This window comes from Georgenia sp. Z1491 (assembly GCF_049856175.1).
Classification (GTDB): Bacteria; Actinomycetota; Actinomycetes; order Actinomycetales; family Actinomycetaceae; genus JB111.
On sequence record NZ_JBNDNA010000010.1, the window covers coordinates 122,999 to 138,884 of the forward strand.

At 74.5% G+C, this 15,886-nt stretch carries 15 protein-coding genes; 5 read left to right on the plus strand and 10 right to left on the minus strand.

What is annotated here, in order from left to right:
* Positions 1-156: 156 nt before the first annotated feature.
* Positions 157-786: a response regulator transcription factor gene (locus ACPYO4_RS11545; protein ID WP_425709384.1), complete on the minus strand. Its 630-nt coding sequence runs from the start codon at positions 784-786 to the stop codon at positions 157-159.
* A complete protein-coding gene (locus tag ACPYO4_RS11550) occupies positions 783-2,135 on the minus strand; it encodes a histidine kinase (protein WP_425709385.1) in 1,353 nt (450 codons plus the stop codon). Before ACPYO4_RS11550 ends, ACPYO4_RS11545 begins: the two co-directional genes overlap by 4 nt.
* 107 nt (positions 2,136-2,242) lie before the next feature.
* Here ACPYO4_RS11550 and ACPYO4_RS11555 point away from each other — a divergent pair, with 107 nt between their 5' ends.
* Both ACPYO4_RS11555 and ACPYO4_RS11560 read left to right on the plus strand, forming a co-directional pair.
* The gene (locus tag ACPYO4_RS11555; protein ID WP_425709386.1) at positions 2,243-3,214 is read left to right on the plus strand and encodes a hypothetical protein; all 972 of its coding nucleotides are present in this window, start codon (positions 2,243-2,245) and stop codon (positions 3,212-3,214) included.
* 99 nt (positions 3,215-3,313) lie between these two features.
* Entirely contained in the window at positions 3,314-4,039 is a 726-nt protein-coding gene (locus ACPYO4_RS11560) for a M50 family metallopeptidase (protein ID WP_425709387.1), read from the plus strand.
* 49 nt (positions 4,040-4,088) lie between these two features.
* On the opposite strand, the gene ACPYO4_RS11565 is transcribed toward ACPYO4_RS11560, so the two are convergent.
* Complete coding sequence (locus tag ACPYO4_RS11565) at positions 4,089-4,646, minus strand: hypothetical protein (RefSeq protein ID WP_425709388.1); 558 nt, start codon at positions 4,644-4,646, stop codon at positions 4,089-4,091.
* 7 nt (positions 4,647-4,653) lie between these two features.
* Positions 4,654-5,856: a GNAT family N-acetyltransferase gene (locus ACPYO4_RS11570; protein ID WP_425709389.1), complete on the minus strand. Its 1,203-nt coding sequence runs from the start codon at positions 5,854-5,856 to the stop codon at positions 4,654-4,656.
* 190 nt (positions 5,857-6,046) lie between these two features.
* On the opposite strand from ACPYO4_RS11570, the gene ACPYO4_RS11575 reads away from it, so the two are divergent.
* Positions 6,047-6,508 carry an AAA family ATPase gene (locus tag ACPYO4_RS11575; protein ID WP_425709390.1) on the plus strand — a complete coding sequence of 154 codons (462 nt, stop codon included), beginning with the start codon at positions 6,047-6,049 and terminating at the stop codon, positions 6,506-6,508.
* Positions 6,509-6,536: 28 nt separating this feature from the next.
* Here the strand turns inward: ACPYO4_RS11575 and ACPYO4_RS11580 are convergent, their stop codons facing one another.
* From ACPYO4_RS11580 to ACPYO4_RS11595, 4 genes are read right to left on the minus strand one after another with little or no spacing between them, the layout of a single operon-like run.
* Positions 6,537-8,123, minus strand: a complete 1,587-nt coding sequence (locus ACPYO4_RS11580) for an aspartate:alanine exchanger family transporter (RefSeq protein ID WP_425709391.1) — start codon at positions 8,121-8,123, stop codon at positions 6,537-6,539.
* A gap of 57 nt (positions 8,124-8,180) precedes the next feature.
* Positions 8,181-8,531: a type II toxin-antitoxin system PemK/MazF family toxin gene (locus ACPYO4_RS11585; protein ID WP_425709392.1), complete on the minus strand. Its 351-nt coding sequence runs from the start codon at positions 8,529-8,531 to the stop codon at positions 8,181-8,183.
* Positions 8,507-8,725 carry a hypothetical protein gene (locus ACPYO4_RS11590; protein ID WP_425709393.1) on the minus strand — a complete coding sequence of 73 codons (219 nt, stop codon included), beginning with the start codon at positions 8,723-8,725 and terminating at the stop codon, positions 8,507-8,509. The genes ACPYO4_RS11585 and ACPYO4_RS11590 overlap by 25 nt, the downstream gene beginning before the upstream one ends.
* Positions 8,726-8,764: 39 nt before the next feature.
* Positions 8,765-10,030, minus strand: a complete 1,266-nt coding sequence (locus tag ACPYO4_RS11595; protein ID WP_425709394.1) for an LURP-one-related/scramblase family protein — start codon at positions 10,028-10,030, stop codon at positions 8,765-8,767.
* A 147-nt stretch (positions 10,031-10,177) separates the two neighbouring features.
* On the opposite strand from ACPYO4_RS11595, the gene ACPYO4_RS11600 reads away from it, so the two are divergent.
* Entirely contained in the window at positions 10,178-12,685 is a 2,508-nt protein-coding gene (locus ACPYO4_RS11600) for an excinuclease ABC subunit UvrA (RefSeq protein ID WP_425709424.1), read from the plus strand.
* A 24-nt stretch (positions 12,686-12,709) separates the two neighbouring features.
* Here ACPYO4_RS11600 and ACPYO4_RS11605 read toward each other — a convergent pair whose 3' ends face one another.
* Together ACPYO4_RS11605 and ACPYO4_RS11610 are read right to left on the minus strand one after the other, a co-directional pair.
* Complete coding sequence (locus tag ACPYO4_RS11605; RefSeq protein ID WP_425709395.1) at positions 12,710-13,141, minus strand: type II toxin-antitoxin system VapC family toxin; 432 nt, start codon at positions 13,139-13,141, stop codon at positions 12,710-12,712.
* The gene (locus ACPYO4_RS11610; protein WP_425709396.1) at positions 13,138-13,374 is read right to left on the minus strand and encodes a type II toxin-antitoxin system Phd/YefM family antitoxin; all 237 of its coding nucleotides are present in this window, start codon (positions 13,372-13,374) and stop codon (positions 13,138-13,140) included. The genes ACPYO4_RS11605 and ACPYO4_RS11610 overlap by 4 nt, the downstream gene beginning before the upstream one ends.
* A gap of 204 nt (positions 13,375-13,578) precedes the next feature.
* Between ACPYO4_RS11610 and ACPYO4_RS11615 the strand changes: the two genes are divergently transcribed.
* Positions 13,579-15,789, plus strand: coding sequence for an NADP-dependent isocitrate dehydrogenase (locus ACPYO4_RS11615; RefSeq protein WP_425709397.1), 2,211 nt, complete (start codon positions 13,579-13,581; stop codon positions 15,787-15,789).
* Positions 15,790-15,886 lie beyond the last annotated feature (97 nt).

Sequence of the window (15,886 nt, forward strand, 5' to 3'; positions counted from 1 at the left end):
GCACGGGGCGGCGGGTGCGTCCACGCTACGTGAGGGGCGGCTCCGGCCGAGCACGGATCCGCGGAGCGCGGAACCGCGACGCGTGGGGCCCACGGCGTACAGGTCCGCGGAGACGTCCCCGCCGTGCACCGCGGCCCGGCGGGGCGAGCCCCACCGTCACCCCGGGTCGACGAAGCCCGAGGTGAACGCCCGCACCACCGCCTGCGTGCGGTCGCGGACGTCGAGCTTGGTCAGCAGCGAGCGGACGTGGGACTTCACGGTCTCGACCCCGAGGAACAGCTCGGCCCCGATCTCGGCGTTGCTCAGCCCCTGGGCGAGCAGTCGCAGGACGTCCTCCTCGCGCGCCGACAGCGCGGGCAGCCGGGACCGCTCGGGGCCCGTGCGGCGCACGAGGTCCTTGATCGACCGGGGCAGGAGGACCCCGTCGCTGGTGGCGACCGTGCGCACGGCGTGGACCAGCTGATCCGCGCCCGCCCGCTTGAGCAGGAACCCGTGCGCGCCGGCCTCGAGCGCGTCGAGCACGTACGAGTCGTGCTCGAACGTCGTGACCACGAGGATGCGCGGTGCGCCGTCGAGCCGCAGCAGCCGCCGGGTGGCCTCGATCCCGTCGATCCCCGGCATGCGCACGTCCATGACGACGACGTCGGGGGCGAGCCGGCGCGTGACCTCGACGGCGGCCGCCCCGTCCTCGGCCTCCCCGACGACGTCGAGGCCCTCGGCCCGCAGGATCGCCGTGAAGCCGGAGCGCACCATCGCGTCGTCGTCGACGACGAGGACCGTGGTCATGCTGCCTCCCCGGTGCGTGCGGGCAGGTGCGCCTCGAGCCGCCAGACCGGGTCGGACCCGGTGTCCGCCGGTCCGACGTCGAGGCTCCCTCCGCAGCCGGCGAGTCGCTCGCGCATGCCGACAAGCCCGCGACCGCCGCGCCGGCGGTCGGCCCCGTGGTCGGCCGCGGGATCGGGGCCACGGTCCGTCTCGCGGTCCGCGGGCAGCCCGTTGACGAGGAGGATCTCGATCCGGCCGTCGACGACCCGCACGTGCCCGGACGTGGCGCCGTCACCGTGCCGCCGGGCGTTGGTCAGGCCCTCCTGGACGATCCGGTAGGCGGTGGCGGCCGGTCCGGGGTCGAGAGCAACGTCGACGTCGACGACGACCGCACCCGTCCCGTCCGGCCCGAGGTCGCCGAGCAGGTCGACCACCCGGCCCAGGTCGCCGGAGGGCCCGCGCACCGCGCCCGACGCCGGGTCGGCCGCCCCCGGACCTGCCCCCGACGGCGTCGTCCGCGACGGCCCGATCCCCGACGCCGACCCGGGCGCGGGTGCCGCGTCCGGCCCGGGGGCGTCGGCCCTGCGCAGCGTCCCCAGGACCTCGTCGAGCTCGGCCACCGCGCGGCGCGTGGTCTCGGCGATCCGCCCGAGCGCCTCGCGCGCGAACGCCGGATCGTCGTCCGCGACCCGTGCCCCGGCCTCCGCCTGGACACCGATGGCGGTCAGCGCGTGCCCCACGGAGTCGTGCAGCTCGCGGGCGAGGTCGTTGGCCCTGACCAGGCGGGCGCGCTCCCGCTCGGCGTGCGCGAGCCGGTCCGCGGGCGTCGGGGAGAGCACCCGCAGGGCCAGGCGCTCGAGCAGCACCACGAGCAGCGGCTGCAGGGCGAGCCCCGCGACGAGGCACACCACCCCGAGCCCCACCAGCACCGCCTGGTGCGCGCCGAGAAGGATGAACGGCAGCGTGCCCGCGCGGGACCCGGGTGCCAGCGCGGCGACGACGAGCACCACCCCCTGCGGAACCGCCCACAGGAGCGCACCGAGGGAGAGGGTCCCGAGGACGATGACGACGAGCGCCCACAGCAGGCCGCGCGTCCGCGCCTCGAGGGACGTGGTGTCGACGGGCTCCGGCAGGTCGACCTTGAGCAGGCCGCGCGCGAGCGCGACCTCGGCCGTGCGGACCGGCGGGGCGAGCAGCAGCGCCCCGATCACCGCCACCGAGGCGAGCACGAGAACGGTCACCGCCACCCGCGCGGGGCCGTCGGAGGAGAGGATCGTGCTCACGAACCCGAACGCGAGCCACCCGACGAGCGCGCCGCAGGCGCCGCCCACCATGAGGTGGAGCAGCCCTCGGATCCAGCGGCCCGCCACCGGTCCATCGTGGCAGCCCTCGCCGCGCACGGGATCCCTCGCGCGAGGGAGCACGTCCACCCGCACGGGGGTGGTGGGGGCGCTCCGGCCGGCGGGACCGTACCGGCATGCACACCACCGACACGCAGAGCCCGCCGACGTACGACGACGAGAACCGCCGTCGCCCGACCCTGACCGACTCCTACCCGCCCGACCGGCACCCGCCCGACCGAGAGCCGGTCGCGGAGCTCCCGACCGTCGGGCCGGTGCAGCGCGCCCTGGCGACGTTCGCCGTCCTCATGACGCTCCCGTACCTCGGGCTGAAGATCGCGTGGCTCACCGGCTCCGACGTCGGGCTCTCCGTGCCCGGCTTCGGGCACAGCCCCGGGATGATCGCCCTCAACGTCGCCACCGCGGGCCTCGACGTCGTCGCGTTCGCGCTCGCCGTCGTGCTGCTGACGCGGCGCGGCTTCCGCGCGCCCGCGTGGCTCGTCGTCCCGCCCCTGTGGATCGGCGCCGGACTGCTCGGCCTCATCCTCGTCTCCCTGCCCGTCCACCTCGTGGCCGGGCTGATCGACCCGCCCGAGCCCACCACCGAGGTCCCGCCGATCGAGGGCTGGGTCTTCGGCATGGTCTACGCCGGGTTCGCGGGCCTCGGTGTCGGCCTCCTCGGCGCGTTCGCCCTCTACGCCTGGAAGCGGTGGGGGAGCCGACCGGTCCCGTCGAGCACCGGGGTGGCGCGGACGTGGCTTGCCGTCGCTGCGGCGGCCGTGCTCGGGTCCAGCGTGGTCCACCTCGTCGTCGCCGACGTCCCCGTGCTGCACCGGGTGGTCGACATCGTCGTCGGGGCGGTGGCGGCCGTCGCGCTGTGGGCGCTGCGCGGCGACCAGGTTTCCCGCGTGGTCGTCGTCCTCGCCTTCGCCGGCACGGGCGCGCTGGCGGCATGGGGCACCTACCTCGGCGTCGTCACGGTCGTGCCCAACAACCTCGTCGTCTATGACGACCTTCCGTGGGGCACCGTCGTGGCCTCCGCGCTGCGGGCGCTCGCCGGGATCGTCGGCGGGCTCGCGCTGCTCGCCCGGCTGCGCGGCCGACCCTGAGTGTGCACCGCCCGACCTGAGCCGTGAACCGCGGCACGATCGCCCGCCGTGGCCCGGACCCGACGTCCACGCACCCCTCGTCCTTGCGACGATGGGCGCGTGGACGTCGACCAGATCTGGCAGGCCGTGGTGGACCGGACCCGGCCCACCGGGACCCCCGAGGTGGGCGACTGGGCGCTGCTCGCCCTCGGGGCGGCGCTCGTCATCGTCCTGGTCCCCGTGCTCTGGCGTGTCGTGCGGCCGGCCGTCACCATCGCCCACGAGCTCGGCCACGCCGGGGTCGGCATCATCGTCGGCCGCCGGTTCACCGGCTTCGTCGTCAGCTCGGACATGTCCGGTCACGCGGTGACCGTCGGGCCGCGGCGCGGGCCCGGACGGGTCGCCACCACGTGGGCCGGCTACCCGGCGCCGGCCCTCATCGGCGCAGCACTGGTCAACGTCGCCCTGCGCGGAGGGGCGGGCGCCGCGCTGCTCGCCGCGCTCGTCGTGCTGCTCGTGTCCCTCGCGTTCTCCCGCTCCGTGCACACGGTGCTGGCGGTGCTCGGCGCGGCGGCCGTCGTCGGGGGCGTGTGGTGGTGGGGCGGCCCGGAGTGGGCCGCCGTGCTCACGCTCGCCGCCGGCGTGGTCCTGCTGCTGGGGGCGTGGCGGCACCTCGCGGCCGTGGCGACGTCGGGCCGACGCGGCGACGACCCCGCCCAGCTCGCCGACCTCACGAGCCTGCCGGCGTGGGTGTGGACCGCGACGTTCGCGGTCGTCTGCGCCGCCTGCACGTGGTGGGCGTGGACCGCACTGTCCCCGGTCCTCCCGGCCGACCTGCCGTTCTGACCGACCGTGCCGCGGGGACCGGCGGAGCTGCCGGGGCCACCGGACCCGATCAGGCTCTCGGAACGGACCGAACTCGCAGCAGGCGTCGCAGCGCGGCCCCGTAGGCGAGGCGGGCGACGACGGCGACCACCGGGTCGAGCAGCCGGGGCACGCCGCGGACCGCGAGCTCGGCGTCCCAGCGCACGATCGCGCCCTGCAGTCGGGCGTCGTTGGCGCCGGCCCGCCCGTGGGCGCCTCGAGGCGGCGGGTCGTCCGGCCGGGCGTCGTCACCGACCCGCGCGAGCACGACGCCCCGCAGCACCCGCCCGGTCTTGACGAACCGGACGGCACCACCGGCGCTGCCCGACCGACCGTCCTCGGTCACGCCGGCACCTTCCACCGCAGCCACACGGAGCCGGTCCACCACCATGGTGTCGTCCATCCGCAGCAGGCCAAGCGCGGTGCGCATCGTGAACTGCTCGCCCAGCCGGAGCGGTCCGCGGCGGTCGCGCCCGCGCAGGGTCGTCAGGGGCACGACGGACGCGTGCAGCTCCGGGTCGAGCACCCGGGCGAGGGCCTGCGCAGGGTCGAGCACGGTGCGGACCACCACCGCGTACCGGGCGCTCACGAGCAGCTCACAGCTCGCGCAGGAGGGTGTCCGCGCCGCCGGCCCCGCCGATCCGGACGAACCCGGCGCGCTCGTACAGGCGCCGCGCGGTGGAGTTGTCGCGCTCGACGCTCAGGCTCACCGCGCGGCGACCGTCGCGCCGCGCGCGCTCGAGGAGCACGGCGAGCAGCGCGGACCCGACGCCACCACCGCGCGCGGGCGGCTCGACGCCCATCGACAGCTCGGGGACGTCCTCGGCGACGAACCCGTACCCAGGCCTCACGGCGGGCATCAGGCGCAGCCAGGCGGCCCCGAGGACCGTTCCGTCGTCGTCCACCGCGACGACCCCGCCCTGGTCCGGGGTCCACCCGTCGACGTAGCGCGCGAGCGCGTCGTCGTCCCGCAGTCCCGCCACCGGCACGTCGCCGCTCCGCCAGCCCGCGGCGTGGGCCAGCGCGCGCCACAGGTGACCGGCGTCGTCGGCGTCGGCGGGCCGGACCGACCACGGCCGGCTGCGCGCGAGGAACACGTGCTCGCGGCCCGGCCGGTCCGGGGCGTCGCGCACGTCCTCGACGTCGAGGCCGACGCCGAGCAGGTCGGCCTCCACCTCGGTCCGGTCGCGGAAGCGCAGCGTCGAGTCGGACGTGATCACCTCCCCGGTCGCGTGGAAGGTGTGGGTGAGGCGGAAGCTCACCAGCGGCAGGGCGACGTCGGTGAGCGAGTACGCCTGCGTCACCTCACCGACCCCGGGGACGTCGAGCGTGGTCGGCGCGTACCGCTGCGCCCAGCTCTCCCACGCCCGGGTCTCGGGCCGCCGCGTCTCGAACGCAAGCAACCCGCCGGGCACGAGCGCGCGCCGCAGGTCCTTCAGCGTCGCCGACCAGTGGTCGTCGGTGAGGAAGACCTGGGCGACGTTCGCCGTCATGACCGCGAGATCCGCCCACCCGGTGGGCGCGTCCTCGGCCGTACCGACCACCCACCGCACGGCGTCGGCACCCGACTTGCCGCGGGCGACGTCGATCGACGCACCGGCAGGATCGATCCCGACGACGTCGCACCCCTCGTCCGCGAGCCGGACCGCGAGCGTGCCCGTGCCGCACCCGAGGTCGAGCACGCGCCGAGCCCCGGAGGTGCGGGCGATCTCGACGTAGGCGTCGAGGTCGGAGCGGTCGGGGTCGAACGGGTCGTACAGCGGGGCGAGTCGGGCGTCTTCGAAGATCGGGTCGGGCACGGACCCAGCCTCGCGCGCGATCGCGGCCCCGCGCCACCGCAATCCAGGCGCCATCGCATGCCCCGCGCCCCAGCGTTCACGGCTGCCACCGCATCGGCCGGGTTCACCGGCGGCACCACGGTTCCGGTGCCGCCGCCCGGCGCCCCCACGGCTCCCGCGCCGCCGTCGGACGTCCCGTAGCCTCGGCGCCATGCCCCGCGTCGTCCTCATGTGCGGTCCCGCCGGCTCCGGCAAGTCGACCGTCGCCCGCGGGCTGGAGCGCGACGGGATGGTGCGGCTGTCGATCGACGCCGAGGCGTGGGCGCGCGGGGAACGCTCGATGCCGCTCGACCCGCGGGTGCTCGGCGAGATCGAGAGTGCCCTCCAGGTCCGGCTGCTCGACCTCGTCCGTGCGGGCCGCGACGTCGTCGTCGACCTCTCCTTCTGGTCCCGCGCGATGCGGGAGACGTACCGCGCGCTGCTGAGCGGCACCGGGGTGGTGCCCGAGACGATCTACCTGGCCACGCCGAGGGACGTGTGCCTCGCGCGGCTGCGAGCCCGCTCGGCGGCGCACCCGGACGACTTCGCCCTCGACCCGGAGCTCGCCGGGCAGTACCACGACCACCTCGAGGTGCCGACGCCGGACGAGGGTCCGCTCACGGTCCTGCGGTGAATCTCGCCCCGGCCGTGCCGCGGTGTGCTCACAGCGCGACGACGCCCTGCACCACGACGATCTTGACGACGACGCCGAGCGCGAACAGGGCGGAGTAGCCGGACTCGGCCCGGTCGTCGTCGGCGATCGACGTGACGTGCCCCAGCAGGACGGGTTGACCGATGAACCCGGCCATCGCGCCCGCCGTGCGGGGCGCCGACAGTCCGACGAGCCGCCCGAGTCCCCACAGCAGCGCGAGCACGAGGAGCAGCAGGACGACCGCGGTCCCGGCGACCGCCAGCCCGGTGAGCGTGAACGCGGTCGAGGCGAACGCCTGGCCGCTCGCGAGGCCGACGGTGGCGAGGAAGAACATGAGCCCGAACTGCCGGATCGTGAGGTTCGCCGCGAGCGGCATCGTCCACACGAGCGGTCCCGTGCGCTCGAGCCGGCCGAGCACGAGCCCGACGACGAGGGGCCCCGCCGCGCTCCCGAGCGCGAGGCTCGCCCCACCGCCGAGGGGCAGCGCGAGCAGGCCGACGGCGAGGCCCAGCGCGATCCCGAGGCCGAACGGGAGGAAGTCGACCTCCGTGACCCGGCGCTCGGAGTCGCCGAACAGTGCCCGCAGGTCCTGTAGCCGTTCCCGCGGGAACACGATACGGATGCGGTCGCCGAGCTGGAGGGTCATGTCGTGCTGGGCGAGGAGGTCCTTGTCGCCGCGGCGCACGCGCGTGATGACGCCCCCGAACCGGGCGGGGATCCGCAGGTCGGCCACCGTGCGGCCCGCCACGCCCGGGTCGGAGACGACGAACCGCCGGTAGGTGACGACCGAGTGGTCGTCGGCGAGGTCCGTGGGTGCCGCGGTGCCGAGGGACCGCGCGGCCGTGCGGACGGCGTCGGGCACGCCCACGAGCAGGACCCGGTCGCCCCCGCGCAGGGAGTCCTCCGGGTCCGCGACGGTCACCGCGCCGCCGCGCAGCAGGTAGCTCACGCGCACGCCCGCCGGGTCGCCCGGCAGGAACGCGATGCCGGGGATGTCGGCGATGGGCCGCGGCCGCTCGACGTCGACGGTCACGGTGAGCAGCCCGGCCGCCGAGAGCGGCGCCGGGTCGCGCGTGCCCGGGAGCGGGGTGCGTGCCACGCGCGAGAGCACGAGCAGGGTGACGACGACGGCGATCGGGTAGCTGATCGCGTAGCCCACGGCAGGGTCGGTCGAGCCGCCCAGCGCGTCCGTGGCGGCCGCCATCGCGGGCGTCGCCGTCAGTGCGCCGGAGAAGAGGCCGCCCGTGGTCCCGGCACCGAGGTCGAGGACCGTGCCGGCCACGACGGCGAGCGCGCCGAAGAGGACGACGAGCAGGGTCGCGCCACCCATGAGGGGGGCCTGGCGTCGCAGGTCGCGGAAGAACGAGGGGCCGGCGGCGATGCCGATCGTGTAGACGAACAGGGTGAGTCCGACGGCCTGCACGAGCCCGAGGCTCTCGCCGAGGCGGGGGTCGAGCGCGCCGAGCGCGAGCCCGACGAACAGGGCACCGGCGGCGCCGAACCGGAGCGGGCCGAACGGGACGGCGCCGAGCGCGGTGCCCAGCGCGACGACGACGAAGACCGTGAGGAGAGGGGCCGCCGCCAGGATGTCCAACACTCCGTCACGCTAGCCCGCGGCCCGAGGACCCGGCTGTGAGGTCGGCCGCCCTGCCGCTCAGTCGGTGAGGTGGTCGACCAGCCAGGACCGCACCTCGACCAGGCAGCGAGGCGAGACCCGCCCGAGCGGGGCCGCGAGCCGGTCGCGCGAGACGACGCGTACCTGCTCGGTCATCGCGAAGCTCGTCCGCGGCAGATCGACGTGGCCGCGCACCTCGACGTGGTTCGGCCACCCCCGGTCCGAGCTCGTCAGCGGGACCACCAGGGCGAGGGTGGTGACTGTTGCCAGGTACTCGTGACCCGCGACGACGAGCACGGGGCGCCGGCCACCCTGCTTTCGCCCGATCGTCGGGCGAGGACTCGCCCACCAGACGTCTCCCGGGCTCAGGTCCACGCGTCGCTCTGCCACTCGCGGACCTCGTCCAGGTAGTCCTGGTCCGGGGGGTTCGCGGCCATGGCCTCGCGCACGCGGGCGTATCGCTGGCGGCGCGCCTCCTCCTCCGCGAGTGCGGCGAGGTGCTCACCGAGCGTGCGTCCGCGGGCCGCCGCCTGTGCCTTCAGCGTGTCGCGCAGGTCGCTGGTGACCTTGATCGTCGTGGTCATACTCCGAGTATGACACCGACCCGTGATCGGGCCGCGCAGCTACCCCTTCTTGGCGCGGATGAGGTCCAGGGCGAGGGTCCCGCCGATGAGCGCCAGGCGCTCGCGCGGACCGGCGTCGTCCTCGAGCCGGATGACGTAGCGGTCCTTCCCGGAGAAGAAGCCGGCCGGCTGCCTCGAGACCGCTCCCAGCGGGCGTTCGCCGTCGAGGATCTCGAAGTCCTGGTCGAACCCTCGGCCGCCGATCTCGAGCAGGGGGCCGTCCGTCACTGCGATCTCGACCCGCGTGGAGAAGAACGCCATGCGCTGGACGACCTCCGCGAGCGGGGAGCCGTCGGGGTCGGTGAGGGTGTACCGGTCGCTGCCCCAGGCGAGCGTGTCCACCACGTGCATGAGGAGCGTGTCGTCCGCGTCGGCGACCTCGAACGACCGGCTGCCGAACATGCTCGAGCCCGTGGTGCGGACGTGTCCGACCACCTGCTCGTGCTCGTCGAGGATGTCGAAGTCGTTCGACAGGAACGAGGTCACCTGGTGCATGACGACGACGTCCTGCTCGAGCAGAGCGGTGCTCCGGCCGCCGGAGGCCGGTGCCCCGTCGACGTGCGCGTGGTCCACGGGCGAGGCCGCGTCGTCGGGGGTGGTCGTGGGGCCGTGGCCGGCAGCGGCCGCCTCCCACGTGCCGGCCGTCGCGACGGCGGTGCCGTCCGCCGCGGGTGCGGGATCCACCGTCTCCTCGGGCAGCGGCTCCGGGTCGGTCGACCAGAACGTGAGGGCCTCGGCAACCCGGTCCGGGTGCGGGTGGTCCTCGTTGAGCATCTGCAGGCTGACGACGCTCAGGTGGGGTGCGGATCGGCGGTCAGTCACGAGGAGCACCGGCGTGGGACCGAGCTCGCCGCGCACCTCGGGCGAGCCCAGTGCCGAGCCGAGGGCGGCGAACAGCTGGAACTCCCACTCCTCGCGCTCGGCGTCGGTGACGTTCGTGCGCGCCCAGTGGTCGAGCTCGGTCTCGATGGCGCGCAGCTCGGCCGATGCCGGGGTATCGACGGCCGGCCACCCGGCGGCCCACCAGTGGGCCCGGGCGTCGGTGCTGGAGTGGGCATCGGTGCTGGTGCCGGGGGCGGTGTCGACCGTGGTGTCGGAGCCGGGCGCGGTGGCCGGCGTTAGCACGGGCACCCATGACCTGCCGGACGAGTGCACGACGGCCGCCCCCGGAACGGTCCCGGGCTCCCGGCCGGCGACCAGCTCGTGGAACACGCGGGCGAGGGCCGCGCGCAGTCGGGGGGCGAGGCTCTCGAGGTAGGACTCCACGCCGTCACGGTAGCCAGGCGAGGCGACCGCCGACCCGGTTCACCGGGGGAGCGCTGTCCGCGCTCCGACCTGCCCCCTCGCGTCCGCACCGCCGCACAGGACCCCGGGGCTGCCCGCGTCGGTACGTGCTGGCACGATCGACGTGTGATGGAGTCCGACGACCAGCCGGCCGAGATCCGTGTCCGGGGCGCCGCGGTCCACAACCTCAAGGGCGTCGACGTCGACATCCCGCTGCGGCGACTCGTCGGCATCGCGGGCGTCTCGGGCTCGGGGAAGTCCTCGCTCGCGATGGGCGTGCTCTACGCCGAGGGCTCCCGCCGCTACCTCGAGGCGCTCTCGACCTACACCCGTCGTCGCCTCGCGCAGGCGCCGCGCGCCGCCGTCGACTCGGTCGAGCACGTGCCGGCGGCCCTCGCCCTGCGGCAGCGGCCCGGCGTGCCCGGCGTCCGCTCGACCTTCGGCACGACCACCGAGCTCCTGAGCGTCCTACGGCTGATGTTCTCGCGGCTGGCGAGCCACCGCTGCCCGAACGGCCACGCGCACCCACCGACCCTCGACGTCGCCGCCGAGGTCCCCCTGACCTGCCCCCACTGCGGCGTGGTCTTCGACCCGCCGGGCGCCGAGGACCTCTCCTTCAACTCGGCCGGCGCCTGCCCCACGTGCGCGGGCACGTCGGTCGTGCGCGACGTCGACGACGCCACGCTCGTGCCCGATCCCTCCCTGACGATCGACGAGGGGGCCGTGCTGCCCTGGCGGACCTTCAACTTCAACGTCCAGCCCGACATCGTCCGCGAGATGGGTGTGCGCACCGACGTGCCCTACCGCGACCTCACCGACGACGAGCGGGCCGTCGTCCTCGACGGCCCCGAGGAGAAGCGGCACATCACCGTCTCCACCCGCAACGGCGTGCACGAGCTCGACTTCACGTTCCGCAACGCGCGCCTGACCGTGACGAAGCAGCTCGAGCGCGCCACCGACGAGAAGCGGCTCGCCCGAGTCGGCAAGTTCCTGACCGTGGGTGTGTGCCGCGCGTGCGGCGGCACCCGCCTGTCGGAGGCGGCCCGCGCGCCGCGCATCGGGCCGGCCGGCCTGGCCGAGGTCACCGCGTACACCCTCGACGACGCCCTCGACTGGGCCGCGAGTGTCGAGTCCGCCCTGCCCGCCGACATGCGCCCGATGGCCGGCTCGCTGGTGACGAGCTTCCGCGACATGGGCGCCCGTCTCGTCGAGCTCGGCCTCGGCTACCTCTCGCTCGACCGCGCGGGCTCGACGCTCTCTACCGGCGAGCGGCAGCGCGCCCAGCTCGCGCGTGCGGTGCGCAACCGGACGACCGGCGTGCTCTATGTGCTCGACGAGCCGTCCATCGGCCTGCACCCCGCGAACGTCGAGGGGCTGCTGGGGGTCGTCCGCGACCTGCTCGCGGACGGCAACTCGGTGGTGCTCGTCGACCACGACGTCGCGGTGCTCCGCGAGGCGGACCACCTCGTCGAGATCGGACCGGGAGCCGGGGCCGACGGCGGTCGCGTGGTCGCATCGGGCAGCGTCGCCGAGGTCACCGGCGCACGGGCGTCGAGGCTCGGCGGGTTCCTCGACGGCAGCGAGCCGGTGCTCGTCCGCGAGCGGACCCCGGCCGGGGACGTCTTCGCCGACGGCGCGATCCACCTCGGCACCGAGTGGATCCACACGGTCCACCCGCTCACCGTCGACGTGCCGCGCGCCCGGCTCACCGCCGTCACCGGTGCCTCCGGGTCCGGGAAGACCACCCTCGTGCTCGAGGGCCTCGTCCCGGCGCTCGCCGCCGTCGCCGCGGGGGAGCGGCCCCCGGCGCACGTCACCGACGTCGACCCGGCCGGCATCGAGCGCGTCCAGCTCGTCGACGCCACGCCGATCGGCATCAACGTCCGCTCGACCGTGGCCACCTACAGCGGCGCGATGGACGAGCTGCGGCGCACGTTCGCAAAGGCGCCGTCCGCCGTCGAGCAGGGCCTCACGGCGGCTGACCTCTCGCACAACACCGGCTCGCTGCGGTGTCCGCGTTGCGAGGGCACCGGCCAGATCACGCTCGACGTCCAGTTCCTCCCCGACGTCGACATCGCCTGCCCCGACTGCGAGGGCACCCGGTACGCGCCGGAGGCGTTCCTCGTGCGGCGACCCGTACCGGGCGGCGGCGAGATCTCCCTGCCGGAGGTCCTCGCCCTCACCGCCGCCGAGGCGGCCGACGCGCTCGACGACGTGGCACCCGTGGCGCGGCGCCTGCGCACGCTGACGGACCTCGGGCTCGGTTACCTCACGCTCGGCGAGGCCACGCCCGCACTGTCCGGTGGCGAGGCGCAGCGCCTCAAGCTCTCCACCGAGCTCGGCCGCCGGCAGGGCGGCACCATGTTCGTCCTCGACGAGCCCAGCGTCGGGCTGCACCCGCTCGACGTCCGCGTCCTCCTCGCCGTCCTGCAGCGGCTGGTCGACCGCGGGGCGACCGTGGTCGTCATCGAGCACGACCTGGACCTCGTCGCGAACGCCGACCACGTCATCGACATGGGGCCGGGCGGGGGCGAGGACGGCGGGCGGATCGTCGTCACCGGGACGCCCGAGCAGGTGGCCGCAGAGCCGGCCAGCCTCACCGGCCGCTACCTCGCTCGCCACCTCGGGCAGGAGTGAGACAAGGGCCGGCAGGCGACGCCGTCACTGCTGCGGGGAGGGCGAGTCGACGTAGCGCACGGTATGGACGACGAGCCCGTCGATCCGAACGACGTCGCGCGGGTTCGCGGTGAACAGGGGAAGCCCTCGGGACATCGCCGTCGCCGCGATCAGGGCGTCGTAGGCGCGCGCCGCCGGCTTCCGACCCTGTGCTCGCAGAGAGGCGGCGACGATCCCGAACGTCCGCGCAGCGGCCGCGTCGAACGGGATCGGTTCGAAGTCCGCCTCGGCCTGCTGCAGGTGTGCCATACGCGCTGCGCGTTCGTCGTCGGTCCGTGCGACGTGGGGCCCCACCGAGAGCTCGGCGAGAGAGACTGCTGTGATGCTCGGCTCTGCGGGGAGGCTCTCGGGGTCCAGGAGCGCGAGGTCGATCAGCGCCGACGTGTCGAGCACCCCGTGCTCGCTCGCGTGAGTCACAGGGACGGGTCGATGCGTTCGTCGAGGTCGTCGAGCAGACGAACCGGATCTACCCGCGGCAGGGAGGCGCGGCGCGCGATGAGCTCCTCCACGCGGGAGGCGCGGCGGGGAAGCGGAGACACCGAGGCGACGGGGGAGCCGTCCCGAGTCACGATCAGCGTCTCGCCGCGCTCGACCCGGCGCAGCACCTCTGCGCTGCGGTTCCGTAGGTCCCGCACCGTCACTCCGTCCACAGCCCCAACGTATCACCGGTGATACGTTCGGGATAGGTCCGCCTCGGCGACGACGTGCAGCGGACGCACATCGGCGATCGTTCACGACCGAACCTGCGCGGGTCCCTGCACCTGGCTCGCAGTCGCGCGGACGTGCGCCGGGCGCCGATCGGATAATCTCGACATCGAACCATCCCCGGCACCCGAGGAAGAGGCAGCACGACGATGTCCACGATCATCTTCACGCTCACCGACGAGGCGCCGCGCCTGGCGACCTACTCCTTCAAGCCGATCGTCGAGGCCTACGTGCGCGCCGCGGGCATCGAGGTCGAGTCCCGGGACATCTCCCTGGCGGGCCGCATCCTCGCGGCGTTCAGCGACCGGCTCCCCGCCGACCAGGTCGTCTCCGACTCCCTCGCCGAGCTCGGCGAGCTGGCGCGTCGCCCCGAGGCGAACATCATCAAGCTGCCCAACATCTCGGCCTCCCAGCCCCAGCTCCGCGCCGCGATCGCCGAGCTGCGCGAGCAGGGCGTCGACCTGCCCGACTACCCGGAGTCCACGGACACCCCCGAGGACGCCGACGTCCGCGCGCGCTACGACGCCGTCAAGGGCTCGGCGGTCAACCCGGTCCTCCGCGAGGGCAACTCGGACCGCCGGGCGCCCGCCGCCGTGAAGAACTACGTCAAGGCCCACCCGCACCGCATGGGGGAGTGGTCGGCCGACTCGCGCACGAACGTCGCAACGATGGACGCCGCGGACTTCCGGCACAACGAGCAGTCCGTCGTCGTCCCGGCCGAGGACGTCCTCCAGATCCGCCACGTCGCGGCCGACGGCACCGCCACCGTCCTCAAGGAGCGCGTACCCGTCCTGGCCGGGGAGGTCGTGGACTCCTCGTTCCTGTCGGCGGCCGCGCTCGACCTGTTCCTCGCGGAGCAGGTGGCGCGCGCCAAGGACGAGGGCGTCCTGTTCTCCGTCCACCTCAAGGCCACGATGATGAAGGTCTCCGACCCGATCATCTTCGGCCACGTGGTCCGCGCCTTCCTCGCCGACGTCTTCGGTCGCTACGGCGACGACCTCGCCGCCGCCGGCCTCAGCGCGAACGACGGCCTCGGCGCGATCTACGCCGGCCTGGCCGACCTCCCGAACGGCGAGGAGATCCGCAGCGCGATCGACGCCGCGATCGCCGACGGCCCGGACCTCGCGATGGTCGACTCGGACAGGGGCATCACCAACCTGCACGTGCCGTCCGACGTCATCGTCGACGCGTCCATGCCCGCGATGATCCGCACGTCGGGACACATGTGGGGCCCCGACGGCGACGAGCACGACACGCTCGCCGTCATCCCCGACTCGTCCTACGCCGGCGTCTACCAGGCCGTCATCGAGGACTGCCGCGCCAACGGCGCCTTCGACCCGACGACCATGGGCACCGTGCCCAACGTGGGGCTCATGGCGCAGAAGGCCGAGGAGTACGGGTCGCACGACAAGACCTTCGAGATCCGGGCGCCGGGCACGGTCGAGGTCGTCGACTCGGCCGGGGCGGTACTCATGTCCCACGACGTCGAGGCCGGCGACATCTGGCGGGCCTGCCAGACCAAGGACGCCCCGATCCGCGACTGGGTGCGCCTCGCCGTCGCCCGTGCCCGCGCGACCGGTGTGCCCGCGGTGTTCTGGCTCGACGAGTCGCGTGCGCACGACCGCAACCTCATCGGACTCGTGCGCACCTACCTCGCGGAGCACGACACCGAGGGCCTGACGATCGAGATCATGGACCCGGTCGCCGCGACCCGGTACTCGGTGGAGCGCATCCGCCGCGGCGAGGACACGATCTCCGTGACCGGCAACGTCCTGCGCGACTACAACACCGACCTCTTCCCGATCCTCGAGCTCGGCACGAGCGCGAAGATGCTCTCGGTCGTCCCACTGATGAACGGCGGCGGCCTGTTCGAGACCGGTGCCGGCGGCTCCGCCCCGAAGCACGTGCAGCAGCTCGTGAAGGAGAACTACCTTCGCTGGGACTCGCTGGGGGAGTTCCTCGCGCTGGCCGAGTCGCTGCGGCACCTCGCGGGCGTCGACGGCAACGCCGGCGCGCGGGTCCTCGGTGACGCGCTCGACCGCGCCACCGAGAAGCTCCTCCACGAGGGTCGGTCACCGGCGCGGCGCCTGGGCCAGATCGACAACCGCGGCTCGCACGCCTGGCTGGCGACCTACTGGGCGGCCGAGCTCGCGGCGCAGACCGAGGACCCTGCCCTCGCCGAGCGGTTCGGCCCGGTCGCCGCGCAGCTGGCCGAGCAGATCGAGTCGATCGACGCCGAGCTCATCGCCGCCCAGGGCGACCCGACCGACATCGGCGGCTACTACCGGCCCGACGAGGCCAAGGCGTCCGCAGTCATGCGCCCGTCCACGACCCTCAACGCGATCATCGACGCGGTCTGAGGACCGGGCCGACCCTGGTCGACGCGACCGCGGGCGCCCCCCCAAAAGTGGGAGGACGCGGGCGTTTCCTGGGGGCGTCTGCCCTTTTCAGCGAAAG

Bases quoted from the DNA above. Each gene is read 5' to 3' on its own strand.
- ACPYO4_RS11615 (WP_425709397.1), top strand. From the start codon at position 13,579: ATGTCCACGATCATCTTCACGCTCACCGACGAGGCGCCGCGCCTGGCG.
- ACPYO4_RS11600 (WP_425709424.1), top strand. From the start codon at position 10,178: ATGGAGTCCGACGACCAGCCGGCCGAGATCCGTGTCCGGGGCGCCGCG.
- ACPYO4_RS11575 (WP_425709390.1), top strand. From the start codon at position 6,047: ATGCCCCGCGTCGTCCTCATGTGCGGTCCCGCCGGCTCCGGCAAGTCG.
- ACPYO4_RS11590 (WP_425709393.1), bottom strand. From the start codon at position 8,725: ATGACCACGACGATCAAGGTCACCAGCGACCTGCGCGACACGCTGAAG.
- ACPYO4_RS11555 (WP_425709386.1), top strand. From the start codon at position 2,243: ATGCACACCACCGACACGCAGAGCCCGCCGACGTACGACGACGAGAAC.
- ACPYO4_RS11545 (WP_425709384.1), bottom strand. From the start codon at position 786: ATGACCACGGTCCTCGTCGTCGACGACGACGCGATGGTGCGCTCCGGC.